Genomic DNA, 26,785 nt, shown 5'->3' with positions numbered 1-26,785 from the left:
GGACACTTCAAGGCAAGAAAAAACCGCCACACACTGAGGTCTTCAGTGTGTGGCGGTGTCTTGGATGGTGGAGCTGGCGGGAATTGAACCCGCGTCCGCAAGCCTTCGCCGGGCAGATCTACATGTTTAGCGTTCTGTTTTGAGTCTCGCCTCCCGAGTCGCGCAGGCGCACGCTACCCGGGATGCCAGCTTCCTTGGATCTTGCCACGTACTAAGAAGCCCAGCACGCAGCCAGCTGATGTGAATTCCCTTGCAGCCGGGAGGTATTGCTACCCCCTTGCCCAGCCCATCAGCGTGCTGTTGCAAGGCTCACCGGATTTAAGCGGCGAGTGCGAAACGTTCGTCGTTTGCAGTTAGTTTTTTGAATGGAGATTTACGAGCGTCAATCAAGCTCGACATGCACCACACCGGTCCCGAACCCACGTCGAAACCAGGACAGCCCCAAGGCTCCTATCTTAGCCTCTTTCCAGCAGTTTCAAGAGCTCCAGCGGAGAATTGATTTGCGCATCCGCCTGCCAGTGCAGCGTATCGCCGGCTGCGCCAAGGTAGCCGTAGCAAGCCGCCACGGTCTTCATGCCTGCGGCCTTGCCTGCAACGATGTCGCGCTCGTCGTCACCGACATAGACAAAACTCTCGGGAGGAAGGCCGATACGCGCGGCAGCCTCCAGCAAGGGTGCAGGATGGGGCTTTGCATGGGGCGTGGTGTCGCCGCTGACGACGGCTGACGCAGTTGCGAACAGCGGCATCTGTTGCGTCAGCGGATCGGTAAAGCGCATGGACTTGTTCGTGACCACGCCCCAGGGCATGGACACAGCCTGGAGTCGCGCAATCAGTTCCTCGACACCCTCGAACGCATAGGTGCGCTCTGTCATGCATTGCTCGTAGTTGCGGAAGAACTCCTCGCGCATCTGCGCAAACTCGGGCGAGTCGGGCGTGAGCCCGAACCCCACCCCCAGCATGCCCCGCGCCCCCGCGCCCGCCATGGGTCGATATCGCTCATAGGGAATTGAAGGCATACCCCGATCCGTACGCATCCTGTCTGCGGCTGCACCCAGGTCTGGTGCACTGTCGATCAAGGTGCCGTCCAGATCGAACAGCACGGCTCGGACTTCTTTCCACATGCGGCTTACCCTTCGGCCCGGCGCGTGGCCAGCATGTAGTTCACAGATGTGTCTGCACTGAGCCAGTAGCGCCCTGTGATGGGGTTGTGCTGCAGGCCTTTGCTGGCCTGCAGATCAAGGCCAGCCTGACGGGCGAACATGGCGAGTTCGCTGGGCTGGATCAGTTTCGCGTACTCATGCGTACCCTTGGGAATCATCTTGAGCAGGTATTCTGCCGCGACGATGGCCAGACCGAAGGCCTTTGCACTGCGGTTGATCGTGGAGAAGAACACCCAGCCGCCAGGCTTGACCAGCTCAGCACAGGCCGATACCACGGAGGCGGGATCGGGCACATGCTCCAGCATCTCCATGCAGGTCACCACATCAAAGGAACCAGGCTGCTCCTGGGCCAGACGCTCCACACTCACTTCGTGGTAGTGAATGTTGGGCGTACCCGTCTCCAGTGCATGCAGCTGGGCCACGCGCAATGCCTTGGTGGCCAGATCGATGCCAACCACTTCGCGCGCACCCTTGCGCGCCATGGAGTCGGCAAGGATGCCGCCGCCACACCCGACATCCAGAATTCTGCGCCCCTTCAAGGGAACTTGCGCATCGATCCAGTCCAGCCGCAGCGGATTGATCTGATGCAGGGGTTTGAACTCACTTTCCGGGTCCCACCAGCGATGGGCCAGGCTGGAGAATTTCTCCAGCTCCGCCGGGTCGGCGTTGAGGTTGATTGCGTTGCTCATGGCGTCGATTGTCGGCGATTGCGGCGACCGTTCAGCCATAAAAAAAGCCCCGTTGCCGGGGCTTTTGCGAGAAGCAATCGAAAGATTACTGGGCGGCGCGGGTGCCGACCACTTCGATTTCCACGCGACGGTTCTTCGCGCGGCCTTCCTTGGTCTTGTTGTCGGCGATAGGCTGCTTTTCGCCCTTGCCTTCGGTGTAGACGCGGTTCTTTTCGATGCCCTTGGACACCAGGTAAGCCTTCACAGCTTCAGCGCGGCGAACCGACAGCTTCTGGTTGTAGGCGTCAGAGCCAACGGAGTCGGTGTGACCCACGGCGATGACCACTTCCAGGTTGATGCCCTTGACCTTGGAGGCCAGGTCGTCCAGCTTGGCCTTGCCTTCGGGCTTCAGAACCGACTTGTCGAAGTCGAAGAAAGCGTCGGCAGAGAAGGTCACCTTGGAGGCCACGGCCGGAGCGGGTGCCGGTGCGGGTGCGGGAGTTGCCGGAGCGGGCGTTGCGGCGGGAGCCACAGCGGCGGCCACAGGCTTCAGAGCGCCGTCGCAGTCAGCAGCTGCAGTGGCGGGCGTCCAGTTGGCATCGCGCCAGCACAGTTCGTTCGTGCCGTTCTTCCACACCAGTTCGCTGGTGCCGTTTTGCCAGTTGTCGATGGTCTTGCCACCGTCAGCAGCCTTCACTTGTGCGCCAGCGGCCGTTGCGAGGGCGGCAGAGGCAAACAACATCGCCACTTTGTTCAGTTTCTTCATGGTTCTCCTCTTGGGGAAAAAGCCGCAGCAGGGCTGCGAATCTGTGGACGTCATCAGTGACCATCACCAAAAACGTTGAATTGATTGTGCCATACGTCACATGCAGACGGACCGCCAAGCGGGGGCCAACAAGTAGGACAGCGGCGGAATTCCAGGGTTATGTTGCTCGGCTGCTACACGTCATTCGACCTAAAATGGGCCTTTTCCCGCCGTCAGAGTATCGCCACACATGACCCAGTTTGCTAAAGAAACCCTGCCCATCAGCCTCGAAGAGGAGATGCGTCGCAGCTATCTCGATTACGCAATGAGCGTGATCGTGGGCCGGGCGCTGCCCGATGCGCGAGATGGTCTCAAGCCTGTGCATCGGCGCGTGCTTTTTGCCATGCACGAGCTCAACAACGACTGGAACCGGCCGTACAAGAAGTCGGCGCGTATCGTCGGTGATGTGATCGGTAAATACCACCCGCACGGCGACAGTGCGGTGTACGACACCATCGTGCGCATGGCGCAGGATTTCTCGCTGCGCCACATGCTGGTGGACGGTCAGGGCAACTTCGGTTCGGTGGACGGGGACAGCGCGGCGGCGATGCGTTACACCGAAATCCGCCTGTCCAAGATTGCCCATGAAATGCTGGGCGATATCGACAAGGAAACGGTCGATTACGGCCCGAACTACGACGGCAGCGAGCGCGAGCCGCTGGTGCTGCCTGCGCGGCTGCCCAATCTGCTGGTCAACGGTTCCTCGGGCATTGCCGTGGGCATGGCCACCAATATTCCACCGCACAACCTCAACGAGGTGGTGGACGCCTGCCTGCACCTGCTGCAGACGCCCCAGGCCACCATCGACGAGCTGATGGAGATCATCCCCGCGCCCGACTTCCCGACGGCCGGCATCATCTATGGCATCAACGGTGTCAAGGAGGGCTATCGCACGGGTCGCGGACGCGTGGTGATGCGTGCCAAGTGCCACTTCGAGGACATCGACCGCGGCCAGCGCCAGGCCATCATCGTCGATGAGCTGCCCTACCAGGTCAACAAGAAGACGCTGCAGGAGCGCATGGCCGAGCTGGTGCACGAGAAGAAGATCGAGGGCATCAGCCACATCCAGGACGAGTCCGACAAGTCGGGCATGCGCCTGGTGATCGAGCTCAAGCGCGGCGAAGTGCCCGAGGTCGTGCTCAACAACCTGTACAAGCTGACCCAGCTGCAAGACACCTTCGGCATGAACATGGTGGCGCTGGTCGATGGCCAGCCCAAGCTGTGCAATCTGAAGGATCTGGTCGAGGTCTTCCTGCAGCACCGCCGCGAAGTGGTCACGCGCCGCACGGTCTATGAACTGCGCAAGGCGCGCGAGCGCGGCCATGTGCTGGAAGGCCTGGCGGTCGCGCTGGCCAACATCGACGACTTCATCGCCATCATCCGCAACGCACCCACGCCACCTGTGGCCAAGGCCGAGCTGATGACGCGCAACTGGGACAGCAAGCTGGTGCGCGAGATGCTGACGCGCACCCGTACCGATGGCGGCGTGGTCAATGCCGACGACTACCGCCCCGACGGCCTGGAACGCGAATTCGGCATGCAGGCCGATGGCCTGTACCGCCTGTCCGAGACCCAGGCCCAGGAAATCCTGCAGATGCGCCTGCAGCGCCTGACCGGCCTGGAGCAGGACAAGATCGTCGCCGAGTACAAGGACGTGATGTCCGTCATCGAGGACCTGCTGGACATCCTGTCCAAGCCCGAGCGCGTGTCGGCCATCATTGGCGACGAACTCAAGCAGATCAAGGCCGAGTTCGGCCAGAGCAAGGTCGGAGCCCGCCGCAGCACGGTCGAGTACAGCGCGCAGGACCTGTCCACCGAGGACCTGATCACGCCCACCGACATGGTGGTCACGCTCAGCCACACGGGCTACATCAAGAGCCAGCCGCTGTCCGAGTACCGCTCGCAAAAGCGCGGCGGGCGCGGCAAGCAGGCCACGGCCACCAAGGAAGACGACTGGATCGACCAGCTGTTCATCGCCAACACGCACGACTACCTGCTGTGCTTCTCCAACCGCGGCCGCCTGTACTGGCTCAAGGTCTGGGAAGTGCCGGCGGGCTCGCGCGGTTCGCGTGGCCGCCCCATCGTCAACATGTTCCCTCTGCAGGATGGCGAGAAGATCAACGTGGTGCTGCCGCTGACGGGCGAGTACCGCAGCTTCCCGGCCGACCACTATGTGTTCATGTCCACCAGCATGGGCACCGTGAAGAAGACGGCGCTGGACGAGTTCTCCAACCCGCGCAAGGCCGGCATCATCGCCGTGGGCCTGGACGAGGGCGATTTCCTGATCGGCGCAGCCCTCACCGACGGCAAGCATGACGTGATGCTGTTCAGCGACGGCGGCAAGGCCGTTCGATTCGACGAAAACGACGTGCGCCCCATGGGCCGCAATGCGCGTGGCGTCAAGGGCATGACCCTGGAAGAGGGCCAGAGCGTGATCGCAATGCTGGTGGCCGAGGACGAATCGCAAAGCGTGCTCACGGCCACGGAAAACGGCTACGGCAAGCGCACGTCCATCGTCGAGTACACGCGCCATGGCCGAGGCACCAAGGGCATGATTGCCATCCAGCAGTCCGAGCGCAACGGCAAGGTGGTCGCCGCCACCCTGGTCCACGCCGATGACGAAATCATGCTGATCACCGACACTGGCGTGCTGGTGCGTACCCGGGTGTCGGAAATCCGCGAACTGGGCCGAGCCACCCAGGGCGTGACGCTGATCTCGCTGGACGAAGGCGCCAAGCTGGGCGGCCTGCAGCGCATCGTCGAAAACGATGCCAACGAGGTCGAGGGCGAGGCCACGGGCGAGGAAGCCCCGGGCGGCGACGAAGCCGCTGCCGAAGGCACGGGCGAGCCCGCCTGATGACCCGGCCGCCGCTGGGGCTGCCTCCCACACCGGGAGTGCAGCCGTAGCGGCGGCCCAGATTTTTGACAGTTGCAGGCCCGGCCCGAACTGGCGCCTGCGCGTGACTTGACAGTGAACTCCATGAACCGCCCTTACAACTTCTCCGCCGGCCCTGCCGCCATTCCCGCCGAAGTGCTGCAGCAGGCAGCCGCCGAAATGCTCGACTGGCACGGGTCCGGCATGAGCGTGATGGAGATGAGCCACCGCGGCAAGGAGTTCATCTCCATCTACGAACAGGCCGAGGCCGATCTGCGCGAGCTGCTGGCCGTGCCGCCCGAATTCAAGATTCTGTTCATGCAGGGTGGCGGCCTGGCCGAGAACGCCATTGTTCCGCTGAACCTGTCGCGCGCCGGCACGGTGGACTTCGTGCTCAGCGGCAGCTGGAGCCAGAAGTCGGCCAAGGAAGCACGCAAGTACGTAGCCGATGCACACATCGCAGCCAGCGGCGAGGACAGCCAATTCACCACCCTGCCCGCCCCTGAAAGCTGGCAACTGAGCCGTGGCGCCAGCTACGTGCACATCTGCAGCAACGAAACCATCCATGGCGTGGAGTTCCAGGAACTGCCCGACCTGAAGGCGCTGGGCTGCGATGCTCCGCTGGTGGTTGACTTCTCCTCGCACGTGGCCTCGCGCCCCGTCGATTGGAGCCGCGTGGGCCTGGCGTTCGGCGGTGCGCAAAAGAACCTGGGCCCGGCCGGCCTGACCCTGGTCATCGTGCGTGAGGACCTGCTGGGCCACGCCCTGCCCGCCTGCCCTTCGGCTTTCGACTACAAGACCGTGGCCGACAACCAGTCGATGTACAACACGCCGCCCACCTGGGGCATCTACATCGCGGGCCTGACCTTCCAGTGGATCAAGCGCCAGACCGAAGGCGGCCTGACCGGCGTGGCGGCCCTGCAGGCGCGCAATATCGCCAAGGCCGACCTGTTCTACCAGTACGTGGACCAGTCCTCGTTCTACGTGAACAAGGTCGCTGCCAATTGCCGCTCGCGCATGAACATCCCTTTCTTCCTGCGCGACGAGTCGCGCAATGACGCCTTCCTGGCCGGAGCCCGGGAACGCGGCCTGCTGCAGCTCAAGGGCCACAAGTCCGTCGGCGGCATGCGTGCCAGCATCTACAACGCCATGCCCATCGCTGGCGTGCAGGCGCTGGTGGAGTACATGCGCGATTTCGAACAGCGCAACGCCTGACCGACCACACCCCTTCCATGAGCACCCCACCCCAAGCCTCTCCCGATCTGGCGCATCTGCGCGTGCAGATCGACGATATCGACCAGCAACTGCTGGATCTGCTGAACCGACGCGCCCGCGTGGCCGAGCAGGTCGGCGAGGTCAAGAAGCGGGAAGGCACGCCCTTCTTCCGCCCTGACCGCGTGGCCCAGGTCATCCAGAAGATCGAGTCCGCCAACCCCGGCCCGCTCAAGAACGCCCATGTCTCGGCGATCTGGCGCGAGATCATGTCGGCCTGCCTGGCTCTGGAGTCACCCCAGCGCGTGGCCGTGCTGGGCCCGGCGGGCACGTTCTGCGAGGAAGCGGCCATCCAGTATTTCGGCGGCGCGGCCGACCTGATGTACTGCAACAGCTTCGACGAGGTGTTCCACGCCACGGCCGCGGGCAGCGCGCAGTACGGAGTGGTGGGCGTGGAGAACTCCAACGAAGGCGTGGTCACGCGCTCGCTGGACATGTTCCTGCATACGCCCTGCCACGTGGTGGGAGAGGTCAGCCTGCTGGTGCGCCACAACCTGCTGCGCAGCACCAGCACGACCGAAGGCATCAAGGTGGTTGCAGCTCACCCCCAGGCCCTGGCCCAATGTCAGGGCTGGCTGTCCAAGCATCTGCCACATGCCGAACGCCGCCCGGTGTCCAGCAACGCCGAAGGCGCCCGCCTGGCGGCGCTGCACCCCGACATCGCCGGCCTGGCCAGCGAACGCGCGGCCCAGCAATTCGGCCTGCACGTGGTGGCGCATGCCATTCAGGACGATGCCTACAACCGTACGCGCTTCGCCGTCATCTGCCTGCCGCATACGCTGGCGACGCCCGCACCCAGCGGGCAGGATTGCACCAGCATCATCATCTCCGTGCCCAACCGTCCCGGCGCCGTGCATGACCTGCTGGTACCGCTCAAGCGGCACGGCGTCTCCATGACGCGCTTCGAATCGCGCCCCGCACGCACCGGCCAGTGGGAGTACTACTTCTACATCGACCTCGAAGGTCACCCGGCCCAGCCCAACGTGGCCAGCGCGCTGCAGGAGCTGCGCGAGCTGTGCGCCTTCTACAAGGTGCTGGGCACCTATCCGGTCTCCAAGTGATGCAGCCGTTCGAACAACTGGGGTTGATCGGCTGCGGCCTCATGGGCGGCTCGTTCGCGCTGGCGCTCAAGCAGGCCGGGCTGGTCAAGCGTGTCGTGGGCTACAGCAAATCCCCGTCCACCACCGAGCGCGCACGCCAGATGGGCGTCATCGATGTGGAGGCACCCTCGGCCCTGCTGGCCGCCGCCGGCGCAGACCTGGTGCTGCTGGCGGTGCCCGTGGCGGCCACCGAGGCCACGCTCAAGTCCATCAAGCACCTGGTCACGCCCGGGATGATGATCATGGACGTGGGCTCCACCAAGGTTGACGTGGTGCATGCCGCCCGCTCGGCATTGCGCGACCAGCTCGGCTCCTTCGTGCCGGCCCACCCCATTGCGGGCAAGGAAGTCTCGGGCGTCGAGCATTCCGACCCCCAGCTGTACAAGGGCGCACAGGTCATCTTGACGCCCACGGAACGCACACTGACCGAGCACCTGCAAAAGGCCCAGTCCCTGTGGGAGCTGCTGGGCTGCCGCGTGCGCGCCATGTCGCCAGAAGCCCACGACAGCGCCTTTGCCACGGTCAGCCACCTGCCGCATCTGCTGGCCTTCGCCATGATGCAAAGCGTGATCACCCAGCCCGATTCCGATGAGGTGCTGTCCCTGGCCGGCCCCGGCTTCCGTGACTTCACGCGCATTGCAGCAGGCGACCCCAAGATGTGGCGCGATGTGCTGCTGGCCAACAGCGAACAGGTGCTGGCGCAGTCGCGCCAGTTCCAGCAGGCGCTGCAGCAACTCGAATGCCTGATCCAGGCCGGCGACGGCCAAGGCCTGGAAGACCACCTGACCCTGGCCAGCGCGGCGCGTGCCCACTGGCGCATGGGCGTACCGCGCCGCTGACGCGCAACGCCGGCCGCGCTCCAAGCGCCCCCAAGCGCATCTGTGGATTGCGGCCAGCGCGGCCGCAATGCCTTCCGACAGCCTGTTTGCCTCCGAATTGCCATGTTCAGTACCGCCTTCCTCGATATCCCCCCTCTTTCCCGCGCGCAGGGCACGGTGAGCCTGCCAGGCTCCAAGAGCATCTCGAACCGCGTGCTGCTGCTGGCAGCGCTGAGCCAGGGCACGACCGTGGTCCACGACCTGCTTGACTCGGACGACACGCGCGTCATGCTCCGTGCCCTGCAGCAACTGGGCTGCACGGTGGAGCCCGCGACCATCACCCTCGGCCAGCCTGTGCGCATCACCGGCCTGGGCGGCGTCCTGCCCTCCGGCGCCAGTGCCGAGCTGTTCATGGGCAACGCCGGCACGGCCATGCGGCCGCTGACAGCAGCCCTGTCCGTGCTGGGCGGCGACTTCCAACTCAGCGGCGTGCCGCGCATGCATGAGCGCCCCATCGGCGATCTGGTCGATGCGCTGCGCCAGCTCGGCTGCCGCATCGACTATCTGGGCAACGAGGGCTTTCCTCCGCTGCACATCCGCCAGCCCGATTTCTCGCAGCTGCCGCACAGCCCCATCCAGGTGCGTGGCGATGTCTCCAGCCAGTTCCTGACCTCGCTGCTGATGGCACTGCCGCTGCTGGCCACCACGCGCGACATCACCATCGAAGTCGTGGGCGAGCTGATCTCCAAGCCCTACATCCATATCACGCTGGAGTTGCTGGCCCGCTTCGGCATCGCCGTGCACAACGAGAACTGGCAGCGCTTCACCATCCCGGCCGGCAGTCGCTACCGCTCGCCGGGCGAGATCCATGTCGAGGCAGACGCCTCGTCGGCGAGCTACTTCATCGCACTGGGCGCCATCGCCTCGGACAGCGCCGAAGGCATCCGCATCCTCGGCGTGGGACTGGATTCCATCCAGGGCGATATCCGCTTTGTCGAAGCCGCGCGCGCCATGGGCGCCGAGGTGGAGGGAGGCCCGAACTGGCTGCGCATCCGCCGCGGCGCCTGGCCGCTCAAGGCCATCGACCTGGACTGCAACCACATCCCCGATGCCGCCATGACGCTGGCCGTCATGGCCCTGTATGCCGATGGCACGACCACGCTGCGCAACATCGCAAGCTGGCGCGTCAAGGAGACCGACCGCATCGCGGCCATGACCAAGGAGCTGCGCAAGCTGGGCGCCGAAGTCGAGGAAGGCGTGGACTTCATCCGCGTCACACCACCCGCATCCACCGCCGCATGGCGCGCGGCCAGCATCCACACCTACGACGATCACCGCGTGGCCATGTGCTTCTCGCTGGCGGCCTTCAACCCGGCCGCCCTGCCGGTGCGCATCGAAGACCCCAAGTGCGTCGCCAAGACCTTCCCCGACTACTTCGAGGCCCTGTTCTCGGTCTGCGAGACCGCCCGTGCCCGCATCCCCGTGATCTGCATCGATGGCCCCACCGCCTCGGGCAAAGGAACCATCGCCGCCGAGGTGGCCGAGGCCCTGGGCTACCACCTGCTGGACTCGGGCGCGCTGTACCGCCTCACAGGACTGGCCGCGTCGCGGGCCGGCATGGTGCTGGACGAATCCCACGCCCCGCAGATTGCCGCGCTGGCGCGCGCGCTGCCCGTGCGCTTTGATGCCGAGCAGCGCATCTGGCTGGGCGACGAGGATGTCACCCTGATCCTGCGCAGCGAGGAGTCGGGCATGAACGCCTCGCGCGTCTCGGCCCTGCCGGCCGTGCGCGATGCACTGGTGGACCTGCAGCTGTCCTTCCAGCAGCTGCCGGGGCTGGTCGCCGACGGCCGCGACATGGGCACGGTGATCTTTCCCCATGCTCCCCTCAAGGTCTATTTGTCGGCCTCCGCCGCCTGTCGCGCCGAGCGCCGGCATAAGCAGTTGATTTCCAAAGGAATTGCCGCTAACATAAGCGCCCTTCGGGCAGACCTTGAAGCACGTGATGCGCGGGACATGAACCGCAGCGTTGCACCCCTCAAGCCCGCCCAGGATTCCATGCTGCTTGACAGCTCCGAGCTTTCCATCGAAGAGGTGGCAGAGCAGGTGCTTTCATGGTGGCAGGAACGCCAGCCGTTCGGCCGCGACTGATTGCCAGTTGCGCCGCACGGTCGGCAACCCGCCCTTAGGGCCCAGACATGGCGGCACCGCCCCGTGTACGGCCCGAGGTTCATAGACTCCAACCCCGTGGTTGAACCCACAACACCTCCGCAAACAGTCCTAGAAACGCTTGGCAATGGTGCCAACGGAAACCTGTTTGCGGGCAAGGAAATACATGTCTGAATCTTTTGCCTCCCTGTTTGAAGAATCGCTGCAACGCACGGAAATGCGTCCTGGCGAGGTCATCACCGCTGAAGTCGTGCGCGTCGAGCACAACTTCGTCGTCGTGAACGCTGGCCTGAAGTCGGAAGCCTATGTGCCGATCGACGAATTCAAGAACGACCAGGGAGAAATCGAAGTCCAGGTGGGCGACTTTGTGTCGGTCGCCATCGGCTCGATCGAAAACGGCTACGGCGACACCATCCTGTCGCGCGACACCGCCAAGCGCCTGGCCTCGTGGCTGGCTCTGGAAAAGGCCCTGGAATCGGGCGAATTCGTGACCGGCACGACCTCCGGCAAGGTCAAGGGCGGCCTGACGGTGCTGGTCAACGGCATCCGCGCCTTCCTGCCCGGTTCGCTGATCGACACCCGTCCGATCAAGGACCTGACTCCGTACGAAAACAAGACGATGGAGTTCAAGGTCATCAAGCTGGACCGCAAGCGCAACAACGTGGTGCTGAGCCGCCGCGCCGTGGTCGAAGCCTCGATGGGCGAAGAGCGCGCCAAGCTGATGGAAACGCTGAAGGAAGGCGCCATCGTTCAAGGCGTGGTCAAGAACATCACCGAATACGGTGCGTTCGTGGACCTGGGCGGCATCGACGGCCTGCTGCACATCACCGACATGGCATGGCGCCGCGTGCGTCATCCTTCGGAAGTCGTGCAGGCTGGCCAGGAAATCACCGCCAAGATCCTCAAGTTCGACACCGAGAAGAACCGTGTCTCGCTGGGTCTGAAGCAAATGGGCGACGACCCGTGGATGGGCGTTTCGCGCCGCTATCCCTCGAGCACCCGCCTGTTCGGCAAGGTCACGAACATTGCCGACTACGGCGCGTTCGTCGAGCTGGAACCCGGCATCGAAGGCCTGGTGCACGTCTCCGAAATGGACTGGACCAACAAGAACATTGCTCCGACCAAGCTCGTGACCCTGGGTGACGAAGTCGAAGTCATGGTGCTGGAGATCGACGAAGACAAGCGTCGCATCTCGCTGGGCATGAAGCAGTGCAAGGCCAACCCCTGGCAAGAGTTCGCGCAGAACACCAAGCGCGGCGACCGCGTCAAGGGCCCGATCAAGTCGATCACCGACTTCGGCGTGTTCGTGGGTCTGGCTGCCGGTATCGACGGCCTGGTGCACCTGTCCGACCTGTCCTGGAACGAGCCCGGCGAAGCTGCCGTGCGCAACTACAAGAAGGGCCAGGAAGTCGAAGCCATCGTGCTGGCCGTGGACGTCGAGCGCGAGCGCATCTCCCTGGGCATCAAGCAGCTGGACAGCGATCCCTTCACGACCTTCGTGACCGTGAACGACAAGGGCCAGATCGTGTCGGGCAAGGTCAAGACGGTGGACGCACGCGGTGCTGAAATCGATCTGGGCGAAGACATCGTCGGCTACCTGCGCGCTTCGGAAATCGCCGTTGACCGCGTGGAAGATGCCCGCTCGGTGCTGAAGGAAGGCGACGAGATCACCGCCGTGGTGGTCAATGTGGATCGCAAGACCCGCAACATCCAGCTGTCGATCAAGGCCAAGGACCAGGTTGACCAGCAAGAAGCCATGGCTTCCCTGTCCGCCCAGTCGGCCAAGGAAAACGCCGGCACGACCAGCCTGGGCGCCCTGCTGCGCGCCAAGCTGGACAACTCCGACAAGTAATCTGCAGCCAGTCTGCTGACCGCTGAAGGTCGGATGCGACGGGTGCCTCCGGGCGCCCGTCGCCATTTCAACCCCTGATTCCTATCCTTGATGACCCGATCCGATCTCGTCGAAGAACTCGCAGCACGCTTTGGCCAACTGAGCCAGCGCGACGCCGAGCAGGCCGTCAAGACGATTCTTGACGCCGTCAGCGATGCCCTGGTGCGCGGCCATCGCATCGAAATCCGCGGCTTTGGAAGTTTCTCGGTCAACCACCGCCCGCCCCGCATGGGCCGCAATCCCCGCAGCGGCGAGGCCGTCCACATTCCGTCCAAGCGCGTGCCGCACTTCAAGCCCGGCAAGGCCCTGCGCGAAGCCGTGGACCTGCGCCCCGGCGCGGCGCCCGACACGGTTGCCGCCAGCTCCGCAGGCACCGGCCCTGCCGCCTGAAAGCCGGCTTGCCGGCTGCGCGCACTGCAGCCGTCGTCACCGCCAGGCTCTAGAATCGTTCCCGTCACACAAGGGAACACATGAAGTACTTCCTGTGGCTGCTCAAGGCGGCCATTTTTTTTACGCTGTTCGCCTTCGCACTGAACAATCAGCAGGACGCGACGGTGCACTTCTTCTTCGGCACCTCCTGGACTGCGCCGCTGGTACTGGTGGTGCTGGCCGCCTTCGCCCTGGGCCTGATCGTGGGCGTGCTGGGCATGGTGCCGCGCTGGCTCAAGCACCGCAATGCCGCGCGCTCGACCCAGGGCACCGCGCCTGCAGCCGAAGGAGCGGCGCCAGCCACGGCGCCCAAGGCGCCCCCCTCCCCCATCCTGCCGGGCGACGTGCATGGAATTTGATCTGAGCTGGATACTGCTGGGCCTGCCCGTGGCCTTCGTGCTGGGCTGGCTGGCCTCGCGCTGGGACCTGCGGCAGATCCGCGCCGAAAACCGCCAGGCACCCAAGGCCTACTTCAAGGGATTGAACTTCCTGCTCAACGAGCAGCAGGACAAGGCCATCGACGCCTTCATCGAAGCCGTGCAGAACGACCCCGACACCTCGGAGTTGCACTTCGCCCTGGGCAATCTCTTTCGCCGCCGCGGCGAATACAACCGCGCCGTGCGCGTGCATGAGCACCTGCTGTCGCGCGGCGACCTCAGCCGCGTGGACCGCGACCGCGCCCAGCACGCGCTGGCCCAGGACTTTCTGAAGGCAGGCCTGCTCGATCGCGCCGAGGACGCGCTGCGCCGCCTGGAAGGCACGGCCTTCGAGGCCGAGGCCCGCCTGGCCCTGCTGGCCATCTACGAGCGCTCGCGCGACTGGACACAGGCCGCCGCCATTGCTCGCCGCATGCAGGATGCCAACCAGGGGGACTTCAGTGGCCGGCTGGCGCACTACCTGTGCGAAGACGCCCAGTCCTTGCTCACGCAGGGCCAGCAGGCCGAGGCGCTGCAGCGGCTGCAGCAAGCCATCACCACAGCACCCCAGGCTGCGCGACCGCGCCTGGAGCATGCCCAGCTGCAGCATCGCATGGGGCAATCGGCCCAGGCCTTGCAAACGCTGGAGAGCCTGGCCGAGCAGTCCCCCGCCGCGCTGCCGCTGGCAGCCCAGTTGCTGGTGGACATCGCCGCCGCCACAGGCCAACGCCAGCATGTCCACCAGCTGCTCGGCCAGCAATACACCCAGGCACCTTCGCTGGACCTGCTGCAGGCGTTGGTTGCGCTGGACGCTCAAATTGAAGAACAGAGCACCGATGGTGAAACCAAGGCACCGGGACGCGCCCGCCTGGTCCAGCATCTGGACCGGGAACCTTCCCTGGTGGCTGCTGCGCAGTGGCTGGCTGGCGAGAAACTGTCCGAGGAGCAATACCACCCAGCCGTGCAACGCGCGCTGGACCACGCCGCCAAACCGCTGACCCGCTACCGCTGCGCGGCCTGCGGCTTCGAGGCTCGCCAGCATTTCTGGCACTGCCCCGGCTGCCAGAGCTGGGACAGCTACCCGGCCCGGCGCGTCGAGGAGCTGTGATGGGCCGGGATGGCGAAAGGCGGCCTTATCCCCGGCACCGCGTCACCCCCATTGGCAAACACGGCATGGCCAGTGTATTTTCAGAGTATTCCTAGAAACCGCCCTGGAGGGCGCGTGGCCATTGGCTTTGGGCGCGTGCGGCCGTGCCTGCGCCGGCCTCCTGGAGCCCGCGACTGCCTGGCGGCACGCCAGAGGCCTGCATAAGATGCTTCTGGGTCGCAATGTTGCGGCCCTCAACATTGAGGGATCAGGAGGTTTGTATGTTCAGAAAATTGATGGCTGGCTTCATTGCGCTGCTGTGGTCCGTGATGGCTTTGGCCGCTGTGGAAGCCAACAAGGCGAATGAAGCCGAACTGACATCCATCAAGGGCATAGGCCCGGCCATGTCGGCACGCATTCTCGAGGAACGCAAATCCGCCCCCTTCAAGGACTGGCCCGACTTCATCGCACGGGTCAAGGGTGTGGCCGAACCGACAGCCACCAAGTTTTCGGGCGAAGGCCTGACTGTCAACGGCAGCAGCTACAAAGGCCAAAGCGCCAAGCCTGATGCCAAGGACACTGCGGCCAAGGGGGGCAAGGACACGGCGGCCCAGGGCACCAAGCCGACCAAGGAGCAGGCGGCAAAGCCGGCCACTCCAGCCAAGGCCGGCTCGGCCTCCTGAAGACGCGAACTGTCTCTATCCAACCCGCTTCGGCGGGTTTTTCATGCGTACGACCCTCGGGGTATGCGCGGCCATAGCCTGAAACATGCACAGGTTTTCATAGCGAAGCAAAAAACCTTGCCCGTAAAATGGACCGCCCATGCCCCTGATCACCCTCATACTCCTACCCTTCATCGGCAGCCTGATTGCCGCAATGCTGCCCGCCAATGCGCGCAATACGGAGTCGACTCTGGCCGGCGTGATCGCATTGGGCTGTGCCATACAGACCGCATTGCTGTTTCCACAGATCGCCGATGGGGAAGTGCTGCGCCAGGAGATCGAGTGGCTGCCGGCACTGGGACTGAACCTGGTGATCCGCATGGACGGCTTTGCCTGGATGTTCTGCATGCTGGTGCTGGGCATAGGCTCGCTGGTCGTGCTGTATGCGCGCTACTACATGTCGCCGGCCGATCCAGTGCCGCGCTTTTTCTCGTTCTTTCTGGCCTTCATGGGCGCGATGGCTGGCGTGGTGCTGTCGGGCAACATCATCCAGATTGCCTTCTTCTGGGAGCTGACCAGCCTCTTCTCCTTTCTTCTGATCGGATACTGGCACCATCGCAAGGATGCACGCCGCGGCGCGCGCATGGCGCTGACGGTGACGGGCACGGGCGGCCTGGCCATGCTGGCCGGCATGCTGGTGCTGGGCCACATCGTGGGCAGCTATGACCTGGACAACGTGCTCATCGCCGGCCAGCAGGTGCGTGACCACCAGCTGTACCTGATCGCCCTGGTGCTGATCCTGCTGGGCGCGCTGACCAAGAGTGCGCAGTTCCCGTTCCACTTCTGGCTGCCGCACGCCATGGCCGCGCCCACGCCGGTGTCGGCCTATCTGCACTCCGCCACCATGGTCAAGGCCGGCGTGTTCCTGCTGGCGCGCATGTGGCCCGTGCTGGGTGACACCGATGCCTGGTTCTGGCTGGTGGGCGGAGCCGGCGCGGCAACCCTGCTCATCGGCGGCTATCTGGCCATGTTCCAGCACGATCTCAAGGGATTGCTGGCCTATTCGACGATTTCCCACCTGGGCCTGATCACGCTGCTGCTGGGCCTGAACAGCAAGCTGGCCGCCGTGGCTGCGGTGTTCCACATCATGAACCACGCGACCTTCAAGGCCTCGCTGTTCATGGCCGCGGGCATCGTCGACCATGAAAGCGGCACGCGTGACATCCGCCGGCTTTCGGGCCTGCGGCACATGATGCCCATCACGGCCACGCTGGCCTGCGTGGCCAGTGCGGCCATGGCGGGCGTGCCGCTGCTCAACGGCTTCCTGTCCAAGGAAATGTTCTTCGCCGAGACCGTCTACCTGGATGCTGCTCCCTGGGTGCGCACGGCCTTGCCGGTGGCAGCCACGGTGGCGGGCATGTTCAGCGTGGCCTATTCGCTGCGCTTCACCATCGACGTCTTCTTCGGCCCCAAGGCCACCGACCTGCCGCACGACCCGCACGAGCCTCCGCACTGGATGCGCGTGCCCGTCGAGCTGCTGGTACTGGCCTGCCTGGTGGTGGGCATGCTGCCGGCGTGGGCCGTGGGCAGCTTTCTCGCAGCGGCCGCCACTCCTGTGGTCGGCGGCGACCTGCCCGAGTACAGCCTGGCCATCTGGCACGGCTGGAACATGCCCTTGATCATGAGCCTTGTGGCGTTGATTGGCGGCATCCTGCTGTACATGCTGCTGCGCTGGCAGCGCCAGGCCGGCCATATGGATACCGCGCCGCTGGTGGGCACGCTCAGCGGCCAGCGTGTTTTCGAGAATCTGCTGGCCCGCCTGTCCCTGCTGGGCCGCTGGTCGCGCCGGCGCCTGTCCACCATGCGCCTGCAGTGGCAGATGCTGTGGCTGGTCTGCACTGCCGTGCTGGCTGGCGTTCTGCCCCTGTGGCTGCAAGGCATCAAGCTGGGCGACCGGAGCATGCTGCCGCTGTCGCCCGCCTTCGTGATGCTGTGGGCCGTGGGCATTCTCTGCGCCCTGGGTACGGCCTGGAAGGCCAAGTACCACCGGCTGACGGCGCTGATCATGCTGGGCGGCGCCGGCCTGTGCACCTGCCTGACCTTCCTGTGGTTCTCGGCGCCTGACCTGGCGCTGACCCAGCTGGTCGTCGAGGTCGCCACCACGGTGCTGATGCTGCTGGGCCTGCGCTGGATGCCCAAGCGCGACAAAAGCCTGCACATTCCCGTGCTGTCCGCCGAGCTGCGCGCCCGCTCGCGCCGCATGCGTGACCTGCTGCTGTCGCTGGTTGCAGGTGGCGGCATGGCCTGGCTGGCCTTCGCCATGATGAGCCGCCCCTTCTATGACGGGGCCTCCACCTTCTTCCTGGAACATGCGCTCAGCGATGGCGGCGGCACCAATGTGGTCAACGTCATGCTGGTGGACTTCCGGGGCTTCGACACCTTCGGCGAGATCGTGGTGCTGGGCATCGTGGCCCTGGTCGTCTATGCGCTGCTCAGGCGCTTTCGCCCGGCCCGCGAGACGCTGGACCTGCCCGAGCAGCAGCGCTACATGCCTGGCGACCTGCAGACCGATCTGTTCAATCCGCGCAACGCAGGCGATACGGCCGTGGGCTACCTGATGGTGCCCGCCGTGCTGGTGCGGCTGCTGCTGCCGTTTGCCGCCCTGGTTTCCGTCTACATCTTCATGCGCGGCCACAACGAGCCCGGCGGCGGCTTCGTGGCCGGCCTGGTGTTCTCGGTCGCCTTGCTGATGCAGTACATCATCTCCGGCACGCAGTGGGTCGAGGCCCACCTGCCGATCTTCCCGCGCCGATGGATCGGTGTCGGCCTGCTGTTCGCACTGGGTACCGGCATGGGCTCCATCGTGGCCGGCTATCCCTTTCTCACCAGCCACACCTTCCATATGACCCTGCCAGTCGTCGGCGACGTGCATCTCGCCAGCGCCCTGTTCTTCGACATCGGTGTGTTCTCGCTGGTGGTCGGCGCGACCATGCTCATTCTGACGGCCATCGCCCACCAATCGGTGCGCAGCCACCGCTACCACGCCCGCCTGCTGGAGGAGCAGCAGCAACAGGCCGAAGAGGCCGAAGCCGCCGTGCAGCAGGCCACCGCTGCAGCGCTTGCACGAGGAGGTTTCTGATGGAAGTCGTGCTTGCCATTGCCATCGGCGTACTGACGGGCTCGGGCGTGTGGCTGCTGCTGCGCCCACGCACCTACCAGGTCATCATGGGCCTGGCCCTGCTGTCTTACGCAGTCAACCTGTTCATCTTCAGCATGGGCCGCCAGGGCCTGGCCATCGACAAGGAGCCCGTGCTGCGCGCCGGCGTGCCGCAGGATCTTGCGCACTATGCGGACCCCATGCCGCAGGCGCTGGTGCTCACGGCCATCGTGATCGGCTTTGCCATGACGGCACTGTTCCTGGTGGTACTGCTGGCCTCGCGCGGCACCACGGGCACCGACCATGTGGACGGAGCCCATTCCCGCACCGAGCAGGAGATGCCATGAACGAGCTGACCGCCCGTCTCATGCCGCACCTGATGCTGGCGCCCATCGTGCTGCCCATGCTTTCGGCAGCGCTGATGCTGTTGCTGCGCGAAGAGCGCCAGCGCCTCAAATTCGCTCTTGGACTGGTATCCACCCTGATGGGGCTGGGCGTGGCCGTGATGCTGATGCTGTGGACCGACCAGGCCGGCGCGCCCGTCAACCTGGGCGTCTACATGCCGGGCAACTGGCCCATGCCCTTCGGCATCTCGCTGGCACTGGACCGCCTGACCGGCATGATGCTGGTGCTGACCTATACGGTGGCCCTGGCCTCGCTGGTCTTCTCCAGCGCCCGCTGGCACCGCGCGGGGATGCACTTTCACTCGCTGTTCCAGTTTCAGCTGATGGGCCTGAGCGGCGCCTTCCTCACGGCGGACCTGTTCAACCTGTTCGTGTTCTTCGAGATCATGCTCGCGGCCTCCTATGGACTGGTCCTGCATGGTTCCGGGCGGACACGCATCCAGGCGGGCCTGCACTACATCGCCATCAATCTTGCAGCCTCGTCGCTGTTCCTGATCGGCGTGTCCATGCTCTACGGCCTGACCGGCACGCTGAACATGGCCGACCTGGCACGTGCCATCCCCCAGGTCAGCAGCGACGACCGCGGGCTGCTGCATTCGGCCGCTGCCATCCTGGGCATTGCGTTCCTGACCAAGGCAGCCATGTGGCCGCTGAACTTCTGGCTGGTGCCGGCCTACAGCGCAGCCACCGCTCCCGTGGGCGCCGTGTTCGCGCTCATGACCAAGGTGGGCGTCTACGTGGTGCTGCGGCTGTGGACGCTGCTGTTCAGCTCCGAGGCCGGCGCCTCCGCCCTGTTCGGCAGCACCTGGCTGATCGTCGGCGGCATGCTGACCATGGCCTTCGGCGGCCTGGGCATGCTGGGCTCGCAGCGCCTGACGCATATCGCAGGCTTTGCGGCCGTTCTCTCTTCGGGCACCTTGCTGGCCGCCACGGGCTTTGGCCAGAACGCCTTGACGGCCGGGCTGCTGTACTACCTGCCCAGCTCCACCCTGGCCGTGAGCGCCCTGTTTCTGATCGCCGACGTGGTGGACCGCTGGCGCGTGGATGACGATGCGGGCGAGCCCTATGAGGATGACGAGGCTCCCTTCCTCAACGCCGAACTGCTGCCCACGGAGGGCTTCAACCTCGACGAATCCGAAGAGGTGCTGATCGGCCGCGCCATTCCCGCAGCGGCCGCCTTCATCGGCCTGAGCTTCATGCTGGCCACCCTGGTGGTCACCGGCCTGCCCCCGCTGTCGGGCTTTGTGGGCAAGTTCGCCATGCTGTCTGCCCTGCTCAACCCGCTGGGCCTGGGCAACTCCAGCGGCTTCCAGGCCGGCTGGGCCGGCTGGGTGCTGGTGGCGCTGATGATCGCCACGGGACTGCTCGCCCTGCTGTCGCTGGTGCGCGCCGGCATACGCCATTTCTGGGCGACCGAGGAGCAGAACTCGCCCTCGTTGCGTGTGGCCGAAGGCCTGCCCATCGCCGTGCTGCTGGCCTGCTGCGTGGCGCTCACCGTGCAGGGTGGCCAGCTGATGGGCTACACGCAGCGTGCGGCCGATGCGCTGCTGGCGCCCGATGTCTATGTGCGCTCCGTCATGGGCACGCAGCCGGAGCCGAGCCCGGCAGAAAAGAAGGCGCGGCTGGAAGCCGGCCCCGAAGGCGCCGCGCGCGCCGCTGCCCAGGCCAGCGGCGCGCCCATGCCCGCAGGCATAGGCGATGCAGGCCCAACGGCCGGCAAGGAGGATTCCCGATGATGAAAACCCTGCTGCCCGCGCCGCTGCTGTCGGTGGCGCTGTTCCTGCTGTGGCTGCTGCTCAACCGCTCGTTCAGCAGCGGCCAGATCCTGCTGGGCGCCTTGCTGGGCCTGTTGCTGCCGCTGCTGCTGCGCGGCCTGCGCCCCTTGCCCGTGCGCGTGCGCCATCCGCTGACCATCGTGCGCCTGGGGCTGCGCGTGGTCTGGGACACCTCGGTGTCCAACTTCAACGTCGTGCGGTTCATGCTGTTTCCGGGCATGCGCAAGCACCCGGCCAACTTCGTGCGCATCCCGCTGGAACTGCGCGACCCCAACGGCCTGGCCGTGCTCGCCATGATCGTGTGCATCACGCCCGGCACGGCCTGGGCCGAGATCTCGCGCGACCGCTCCCAGCTCATGCTGCATGTGCTGGAGGTCGATGATCCCGAAGAGATCGTCCAGCACGTCAAGCGCTCCTACGAGCGCCCCCTGATGGAGATTTTCGAATGATGCCCTGGTTCCACTGGACTTTGATGTTCGCGCTGGGCCTGCTGGTCGCCGCCATGGGCTGCGCCGTGCTGCGCCTGCTCAAGGGCCCGCACGCCCAGGATCGCGTGCTGGCGCTGGACTGCATGTACCTCAACGGCATGCTGGCCATGCTGCTGATGGGCATCATCTATGACAGCACCAGCTATTTCGAGGCCGCCCTGCTGGTTGCGCTGTTCGGCTGCGTGGGCTCCACGGCCATGGCCAAGTTCCTGCTGCGCGGCGAGGTGATCGAATGATGCCGGAAACCACCACGCTGCCGCTGTGGTGCCAGATCCTGGTGGCTGTGCTGGCGCTGGGCGGCGCCATCATCGCCTTTCTGGGCTCCATGGGCCTGTGGCGCCTGGACAGCTATTTCGAGCGCGTGCATGCGCCTTCCATCATCGCCACCATGGGCTGCTGGCTGATCATGCATGCCACCTGGATCTACTTTTCCGTCAGCGGACAGAGCCTGGCCGTGCATGCGCTTCTGATTGCGGTGTTCATCTCGGTGACCGTTCCCATCACGACCATCTTCCTGATGCGTGCAGCCCTGTTCCGCGCACGCCGTGCGGGCCAGGACGTGCCGCCGCCGCTGAGCAGCGTCGTGCGCAACGAGCCGGCCGAACACCCGGACGTCTGAAGCGCAATCGGGCCTGAAAATACCCGCCGATGCGGCAGGCAGCGGCAGGCAGCGGCAGGCAAAAGCCCTACTGCCAACTGTCCAGCATACGAATTCGCCCACGGCTGCGTCAATGCGCCAAAGCACCCGGTGCGCGAGCCCCGCGGCTATGAGTTTGTGAGCGTATAGTGCAGTCATCATCTGCGCTGGCAACGTATTTGATGGAACGGCCACAGGCGTGGCCGCCCTGGTTTTTCCTGTGTACGAGGGTTCATGCAAATCTCTTCCCCCCTGACCGATACCGACCTCGCCAACGGCTGGTCGGCCCTTCACAACCAGGCACACAACGGCATGGCATTGCAGCAGAACTCCAATCGCCTCGCCTTCGCGGACCCGGAATTCATGTTCCGCCGCGAAACCCGCGGCATCCGCATGCAGCTGGAGCTGCTCAAGCCGGACCTGGCCCAGATCGAGCGCGGCATCGAGCACACCGTCGTGGTCTATGGCAGCGCCCGCTTCGTGGACCTGGAGCAGGCCGAGCAGCAATTGGCCGACGCACAGGCCAGCGGCGATCCCCAGCGCGTTGCCTTGGCCGAGCGCGCCGTGCGCAATGCGCACCGCTATGAACAGGCCCGCGCCTTCACGCGCATCGTGGCAGCCGACAGCCTGAACCAGCCGCCCGAGGAGCGCCTCTACATCTGCACCGGCGGCGGCCCCGGCATCATGGAGGCGGCCAACCGGGGCGCCCATGACGTGGGCGCGCCCAGCATCGGCCTGAACATCGAGCTGCCGCACGAGCAAAACGGCAACCGCTTCATCTCGCCGGACCTGAGCTTCAAGTTCCACTACTTCGCCCTGCGCAAGATGCATTTCATGATGCGCGCCAAGGCCCTGGTGGCCTTCCCCGGCGGCTTCGGCACGCTGGACGAGCTGTTCGAGGTGCTGACCCTCATGCAGACCGGCAAGACGCATTCGGTGCCCGTGATCCTTTTTGGCACCGAGTTCTGGAAGCGCCTGCTCAACATCGACCTGATGATCGAGGAAGGCACGATCTCGCCCAAGGACCTGCAACTGTTCCGCTATACCGATGATCCGGTCGAGGCCTGGGCGCTGATCAAGCAGTTCCACGCTGGCGGCTGGTAAGCCGCAGCGGCCGGCAGGCCGCCACCGCGTCGCAAGGCGATCTGCGCACCAAGGCGCAGGTCGCTTTTTTTCATTCCGGCTTGCGCGGCGTCAGCCCCATGAACCAGGCCGTGCGGATGCCCGAGGCCACGGCCGCACCCACCACCCAGAACAGCGCAGACACGCCGATCAATGCCCCCGCCGAGCCGAACAGCACGGGCATGGCCACGCTGGAGGCATTGATGGCCATGAGCCGCAGGCCCAGTGCCTCGCCATGGCGGTGCTCGGGCGTGATCTGGTGCAGCATGCTCATGACCATGGGCTGCACAGATCCCAGTGAAAAACCCAGCATCACTGAACACATGCCCATGGTCAGCGCCGAGTCCATGAAGGGGTACAGCGCAAAGACGAAGGCGGTGATGGCCATGGCACCGGAGATCACGGCGCCTTCGCGCAAGCGCTCGGCCACCAGCGGCATGGCCAGGCGGATGGCGGCGGCCGCCACGGCAAAAATGCCCAGCAGCGTGCCGATGACCGAGGCGCTCAGGCCCTTCTCATGGCCCAGCAGCGGCAGCACGAAGGTGTGCACGTCCCAGCATGCGGACTGCAGCCAGTTGACCAGCAGCAGGTTGCGGAAATTGCGGTCTCGCAACAGGTCCCAGGCATGCTGCTTGGGACCGCCGATGGGCGCGCGCACGGGCGGCAGCTCCTGCGTGTGGCGCACCCAGCTCCAGGCCAGCACGGGCACCAGGGCCAGCAGGCCGAAGGCGACGCGGTAGCCCATGGTGCTGCCCTCGCCGCCAAAATTCGCGTGATCGATCAGCAGCCCGGTGCTGAAGGGCCCGATGAAGTTGGAGATGGCCGGGCCTATGGCCAACCAGCTGAACACCTTCTTGAGCGCCACCGCATCGTGGGTGACACGGCCCGCATGGCGCTGCACGGCAATCACCACGGCGCCGCTGGCTCCGCCCGTCAACAACGCCGCAAGGCATAGCACCGGATACAGCGGCAATGCCAGCGCCAGCGTGCAGCCCCCGCTGGCCGCCAGCATGGACAGGAAAAACGGCTTGCGAAAACCATGCTTGTCCGCGAAGCGCCCGGCCGGCAGCGCCAGGAACACCTGGGTCAGCGCGAACAGCGCCAGCAAGATGCCCACGGCCGCTGCGCTATAGCCCTGCTGCAGGGCCAGCAAGGGCGCTGCCAGCCGCATGCCGGCCATGGTGGCATGCACGCTGACCTGCGCCATGATGACCTTGAACAGGGCCAGGTTCATCTCAATCCTGCTCCGATCCCGGCTCCATTCCGGCCGCAGCGTCCTTGTCATCCGGCAGGCCGGGCCGCGCTGCACTAGAGGTCGGCGCGGGCAGCTCCTGCACGTCGCGTAGCTGGCGCTGGATGGCGCGCGTGCGCACGCCCACCTGCTCGAAGCGCTTGGCCGCCGCGTCTATGGACTTGCGCGTGGCATCCACCACTTCGCCGAACTTGGCGAACTCGGTCTTGACCTGGCCGAGCACCGCCCAGACCTCGGACGAGCGCTTTTCGATGGCCAGCGTCTTGAAGCCCATCTGCAGGCTGCTGAGCATGGCGGCCAGGTTGGCCGGGCCGGTGACCATCACGCGGCAGCCGTTCTGCACGGCCTCGACCAGGCCGGGGCGGCGCATGACCTCGGCAAACAGGCCTTCGGTAGGCAGGTAGAGCACGGCAAAGTCCGTGGTGTGCGGCGGGCTCACGTACTTGCCGTGGATCTTGCGCGCCTCGAACTTGATCGATGCCTCGAAGGCATTGCCTGCCGCGGCAATGGCTGCCTTGTCCGCCGCATCCTGGGCGTCGAGCAGGCGCTGGTACTGCTCCACCGGGTACTTGGCGTCGATGGGCAGCCAGACCGGCGTCTCGTCGCTGCGTCCGGGCAGGCGGATGGCGAACTCCACCATGTCGTCGCTGCCGGGCACGGTCTTGACGTTGCGCGCGTACTGCTCGGGCGTGAGCACGTTCTCGATGATGGCGCCCAGCTGCAGTTCGCCCCAGGTGCCGCGCGTCTTCACATTGGTCATCACGCGCTTGAGATCGCCCACGCTGCCGGCCAGCGTCTGCATCTCGCCCAGGCCCTTGTGCACCTGCTCCAGCCGGTCGCTGACCAGCTTGAACGATTCGCCCAGGCGCTGCTCCAGCGTGGCATGCAGCTTCTCGTCCACCGTGCGCCGCATCTCTTCCAGGCGCGCCGCGTTGTCCGACTGGATGGTGGCCAGCCGCTCGTTGAGCGTGCCGCGCAGCTGCTCGGCATGGACCTGGCTGGATTGCGCCAGCCCGCCCAGCTGCTGCTGGATGTCGTTCTTGAGGGAGTCCAGCGTGCTGCGCGTGGTCTGCGCCAGCGCCTCGAAGCGCTCCTGCACATGGGCGTTGAAGCGCTGCGTGCTTTCGCCCTGGGCCTCGCGGGCCTGGGCGCTGTCGGCGGCCAGCCGCACGGTGAGCCGGCCCAGTTCCATTCGAAAGGCTGCCAGCGCCTCGCCCTGCTCGCGCCGCGCCGCCTGGGCATCGAGCTGGGCCTGGGCCAGATGGGCCTGCAGCTGCTGCGAGACGCGGTCCAGCCCGCCATCGCTCTTGGCCACGGCCATCTGCGTGGCCTGGGCACCGCGCTCGAGCTGCTGCAGCCGCACGTCCAGCATCTGCAGCGCCTGCAGCACCTGCTGGGGCGCCACCCCGTCCTCGCGCTGCGCCGAGCGCCTCCACAGCAGCCAGATCACGGCCGCCTGCCCCAACAGCAGCACGGCCCAGGCCGCCCACCACACTCCGGATATCTGGGTCAAGATTTTGCTTGCGCTCCATGCAGCGGGAAGCGGCCAGGGCCAGCCTTCCCGCGATTGTCACAACACGGTGTTCAGGCCTTGGCGCGCGCGCCGGCGGCCGCCGCTTCGGGCTGGTTCACGGGCGTGCGCGGGCCCTTGCCGGACAGGAAGTCGATCAGGTTGTCGGCCGCCAGCTCGGCCATGGCGCTGCGCGTGCCCATGGTGGCGCTGGCGATGTGCGGGGTCAGCACCACGTTGGGCACGGTCAGCAGATCCGGATGGACCGAGGGCTCGCCCTCGAACACGTCCAGGCCTGCTGCAGCAATGGTCCTGTCGCGCAGTGCCCTGGCCAGCGCCGCGTCATCGACGATGCCGCCGCGCGCGATGTTGATCAGCGTGGCCGTGGGCTTCATCCGGGCGATCTCGGCCGCGCCTATGGTGTGGTGGTTTTCCTTGGTGTAGGGCAGCACCAGCACCACATGGTCGGCCATGGCCAGCAGTTCATCCTTGCCCACGTAGCCGGCCTTGCATTCGGCTTCCAGCTCGGGCGACAGGCGCGAGCGGTTGTGATAGACCACCTTCATGCCGAAGCCATGCGCCCCGCGTTTGGCGATGCCCTGGCCGATGCGGCCCATGCCGATGATGCCCAGCGTGCTGCCGTGCACTTCCGAGCCCGCAAACAGGTCGTAGCGCCAGGAGTTCCACTTTCCGGCGCGCAGGTAGTGCTCGCTCTCTGTCACGCGGCGGGCCGTGGCCATGAGCAGGGCGAAGCCGAAGTCGGCTGTGGTCTCGGTCAGCACGTCGGGGGCATTCGTGCCCTGCACACCTGCAGCCGTCATCGCAGGCACGTCGAAGTTGTTGTAGCCCACGGCCATGTTGGCCACCACCTTCAGGCGCGGGCAGGCGGCCAGCAGCGCCGCATCGATGGTCTGCGAGCCCGTGGTCAGCACGCCATCCTTGTCCTGCAGATGCCGGGCCAGTTCCTGCGGGCTCCAGACCACGTCATCCTGGTTGGACTCGACCTCGAAGTGCTGCTCCAGCTTGCGCACCACTTCGGGCGGGATGGCGCGGGCGATCAGGATGCGGGGTTTGCTTGCCATGTCTGT

The 26,785-nt window shown here is 65.5% G+C and carries 23 protein-coding genes and 1 other RNA gene; 17 read left to right on the top strand and 7 right to left on the bottom strand.

Translation table 11 applies throughout. From position 1 onward, the window contains the following. Positions 1-65: 65 nt before the first annotated feature. From ssrA to ompA, 4 genes are all read right to left on the bottom strand, one after another. Positions 66-443, bottom strand: a transfer-messenger RNA (tmRNA) gene (gene ssrA / locus U6958_RS11990). A gap of 12 nt (positions 444-455) precedes the next feature. Then, positions 456-1,121, bottom strand: coding sequence for an HAD-IA family hydrolase (locus U6958_RS11985; RefSeq protein ID WP_016449508.1), 666 nt, complete (start codon positions 1,119-1,121; stop codon positions 456-458). 5 nt (positions 1,122-1,126) lie between these two features. After that, positions 1,127-1,849, bottom strand: a complete 723-nt coding sequence (gene ubiG / locus U6958_RS11980) for a bifunctional 2-polyprenyl-6-hydroxyphenol methylase/3-demethylubiquinol 3-O-methyltransferase UbiG (RefSeq protein WP_017406940.1) — start codon at positions 1,847-1,849, stop codon at positions 1,127-1,129. Positions 1,850-1,934: 85 nt separating this feature from the next. After that, positions 1,935-2,594, bottom strand: coding sequence for an outer membrane protein OmpA (gene ompA, locus U6958_RS11975; RefSeq protein WP_016449510.1), 660 nt, complete (start codon positions 2,592-2,594; stop codon positions 1,935-1,937). Between the two features lie 229 nt (positions 2,595-2,823). Here ompA and gyrA point away from each other — a divergent pair, with 229 nt between their 5' ends. The 17 genes from gyrA (at position 2,824) to U6958_RS11890 (ending at position 22,917) form a co-directional block, all read left to right on the top strand. Next, positions 2,824-5,490: a DNA gyrase subunit A gene (gyrA, locus tag U6958_RS11970; protein ID WP_046238042.1), complete on the top strand. Its 2,667-nt coding sequence runs from the start codon at positions 2,824-2,826 to the stop codon at positions 5,488-5,490. A gap of 123 nt (positions 5,491-5,613) precedes the next feature. Continuing rightward, a complete protein-coding gene (gene serC, locus U6958_RS11965) occupies positions 5,614-6,723 on the top strand; it encodes a 3-phosphoserine/phosphohydroxythreonine transaminase (protein ID WP_016449512.1) in 1,110 nt (369 codons plus the stop codon). A gap of 17 nt (positions 6,724-6,740) precedes the next feature. After that, on the top strand, positions 6,741-7,841 hold the full coding sequence (pheA, locus tag U6958_RS11960; protein WP_016449513.1) for a prephenate dehydratase: 1,101 nt from the start codon (positions 6,741-6,743) through the stop codon (positions 7,839-7,841). Then, positions 7,841-8,719 (top strand): prephenate dehydrogenase/arogenate dehydrogenase family protein, encoded by an 879-nt coding sequence (locus tag U6958_RS11955; RefSeq protein WP_016449514.1) that lies wholly within the window; start codon positions 7,841-7,843, stop codon positions 8,717-8,719. The genes pheA and U6958_RS11955 overlap by 1 nt, the downstream gene beginning before the upstream one ends. A 102-nt stretch (positions 8,720-8,821) precedes the next feature. Next, positions 8,822-10,849 (top strand): bifunctional 3-phosphoshikimate 1-carboxyvinyltransferase/cytidylate kinase, encoded by a 2,028-nt coding sequence (locus tag U6958_RS11950; protein WP_016449515.1) that lies wholly within the window; start codon positions 8,822-8,824, stop codon positions 10,847-10,849. 145 nt (positions 10,850-10,994) lie between these two features. Beyond that, positions 10,995-12,719: a 30S ribosomal protein S1 gene (rpsA, locus tag U6958_RS11945; RefSeq protein WP_255247313.1), complete on the top strand. Its 1,725-nt coding sequence runs from the start codon at positions 10,995-10,997 to the stop codon at positions 12,717-12,719. Positions 12,720-12,809: 90 nt separating this feature from the next. Continuing rightward, positions 12,810-13,148 carry an integration host factor subunit beta gene (locus U6958_RS11940; protein WP_017404723.1) on the top strand — a complete coding sequence of 113 codons (339 nt, stop codon included), beginning with the start codon at positions 12,810-12,812 and terminating at the stop codon, positions 13,146-13,148. Between the two features lie 80 nt (positions 13,149-13,228). Next, positions 13,229-13,546, top strand: a complete 318-nt coding sequence (locus U6958_RS11935) for a lipopolysaccharide assembly LapA domain-containing protein (RefSeq protein ID WP_047218011.1) — start codon at positions 13,229-13,231, stop codon at positions 13,544-13,546. Then, the gene (gene lapB / locus U6958_RS11930) at positions 13,536-14,711 is read left to right on the top strand and encodes a lipopolysaccharide assembly protein LapB (protein WP_074921450.1); all 1,176 of its coding nucleotides are present in this window, start codon (positions 13,536-13,538) and stop codon (positions 14,709-14,711) included. The genes U6958_RS11935 and lapB overlap by 11 nt, the downstream gene beginning before the upstream one ends. Before the next feature lie 260 nt (positions 14,712-14,971). Further along, the gene (locus U6958_RS11925; protein ID WP_074921449.1) at positions 14,972-15,373 is read left to right on the top strand and encodes a helix-hairpin-helix domain-containing protein; all 402 of its coding nucleotides are present in this window, start codon (positions 14,972-14,974) and stop codon (positions 15,371-15,373) included. 139 nt (positions 15,374-15,512) lie between these two features. Further along, positions 15,513-18,491: a monovalent cation/H+ antiporter subunit A gene (locus U6958_RS11920; RefSeq protein ID WP_016450500.1), complete on the top strand. Its 2,979-nt coding sequence runs from the start codon at positions 15,513-15,515 to the stop codon at positions 18,489-18,491. Continuing rightward, the gene (locus tag U6958_RS11915) at positions 18,491-18,856 is read left to right on the top strand and encodes a Na+/H+ antiporter subunit C (protein ID WP_016450499.1); all 366 of its coding nucleotides are present in this window, start codon (positions 18,491-18,493) and stop codon (positions 18,854-18,856) included. The genes U6958_RS11920 and U6958_RS11915 overlap by 1 nt, the downstream gene beginning before the upstream one ends. Further along, positions 18,853-20,649 (top strand): monovalent cation/H+ antiporter subunit D, encoded by a 1,797-nt coding sequence (locus U6958_RS11910; RefSeq protein ID WP_017404727.1) that lies wholly within the window; start codon positions 18,853-18,855, stop codon positions 20,647-20,649. The genes U6958_RS11915 and U6958_RS11910 overlap by 4 nt, the downstream gene beginning before the upstream one ends. Next, a complete protein-coding gene (locus tag U6958_RS11905; RefSeq protein WP_016450497.1) occupies positions 20,646-21,137 on the top strand; it encodes a Na+/H+ antiporter subunit E in 492 nt (163 codons plus the stop codon). The genes U6958_RS11910 and U6958_RS11905 overlap by 4 nt, the downstream gene beginning before the upstream one ends. Beyond that, the gene (locus tag U6958_RS11900; protein WP_012206532.1) at positions 21,134-21,412 is read left to right on the top strand and encodes a K+/H+ antiporter subunit F; all 279 of its coding nucleotides are present in this window, start codon (positions 21,134-21,136) and stop codon (positions 21,410-21,412) included. The genes U6958_RS11905 and U6958_RS11900 overlap by 4 nt, the downstream gene beginning before the upstream one ends. After that, on the top strand, positions 21,409-21,795 hold the full coding sequence (locus tag U6958_RS11895; RefSeq protein ID WP_016450496.1) for a monovalent cation/H(+) antiporter subunit G: 387 nt from the start codon (positions 21,409-21,411) through the stop codon (positions 21,793-21,795). The genes U6958_RS11900 and U6958_RS11895 overlap by 4 nt, the downstream gene beginning before the upstream one ends. Before the next feature lie 252 nt (positions 21,796-22,047). Continuing rightward, positions 22,048-22,917: an LOG family protein gene (locus U6958_RS11890; RefSeq protein WP_016450495.1), complete on the top strand. Its 870-nt coding sequence runs from the start codon at positions 22,048-22,050 to the stop codon at positions 22,915-22,917. Between the two features lie 70 nt (positions 22,918-22,987). Here the strand turns inward: U6958_RS11890 and U6958_RS11885 are convergent, their stop codons facing one another. From U6958_RS11885 to U6958_RS11875, 3 genes are all read right to left on the bottom strand, one after another. Continuing rightward, entirely contained in the window at positions 22,988-24,169 is a 1,182-nt protein-coding gene (locus tag U6958_RS11885) for an MFS transporter (protein WP_074921448.1), read from the bottom strand. A 1-nt stretch (position 24,170) separates the two neighbouring features. After that, the gene (gene rmuC, locus U6958_RS11880) at positions 24,171-25,661 is read right to left on the bottom strand and encodes a DNA recombination protein RmuC (RefSeq protein WP_074921459.1); all 1,491 of its coding nucleotides are present in this window, start codon (positions 25,659-25,661) and stop codon (positions 24,171-24,173) included. 110 nt (positions 25,662-25,771) lie between these two features. Continuing rightward, positions 25,772-26,779, bottom strand: a complete 1,008-nt coding sequence (locus U6958_RS11875) for a D-glycerate dehydrogenase (protein ID WP_016450492.1) — start codon at positions 26,777-26,779, stop codon at positions 25,772-25,774. Positions 26,780-26,785 lie beyond the last annotated feature (6 nt).

Origin of the sequence: Delftia lacustris (assembly GCF_040267515.1) — a bacterium.
In the GTDB taxonomy this organism is placed as follows: domain Bacteria; phylum Pseudomonadota; class Gammaproteobacteria; order Burkholderiales; family Burkholderiaceae_C; genus Comamonas; species Comamonas tsuruhatensis.
The sequence above is the reverse complement of the archived record's forward strand: the minus strand, read 5'-3'. Positions and strand labels throughout refer to the sequence as shown.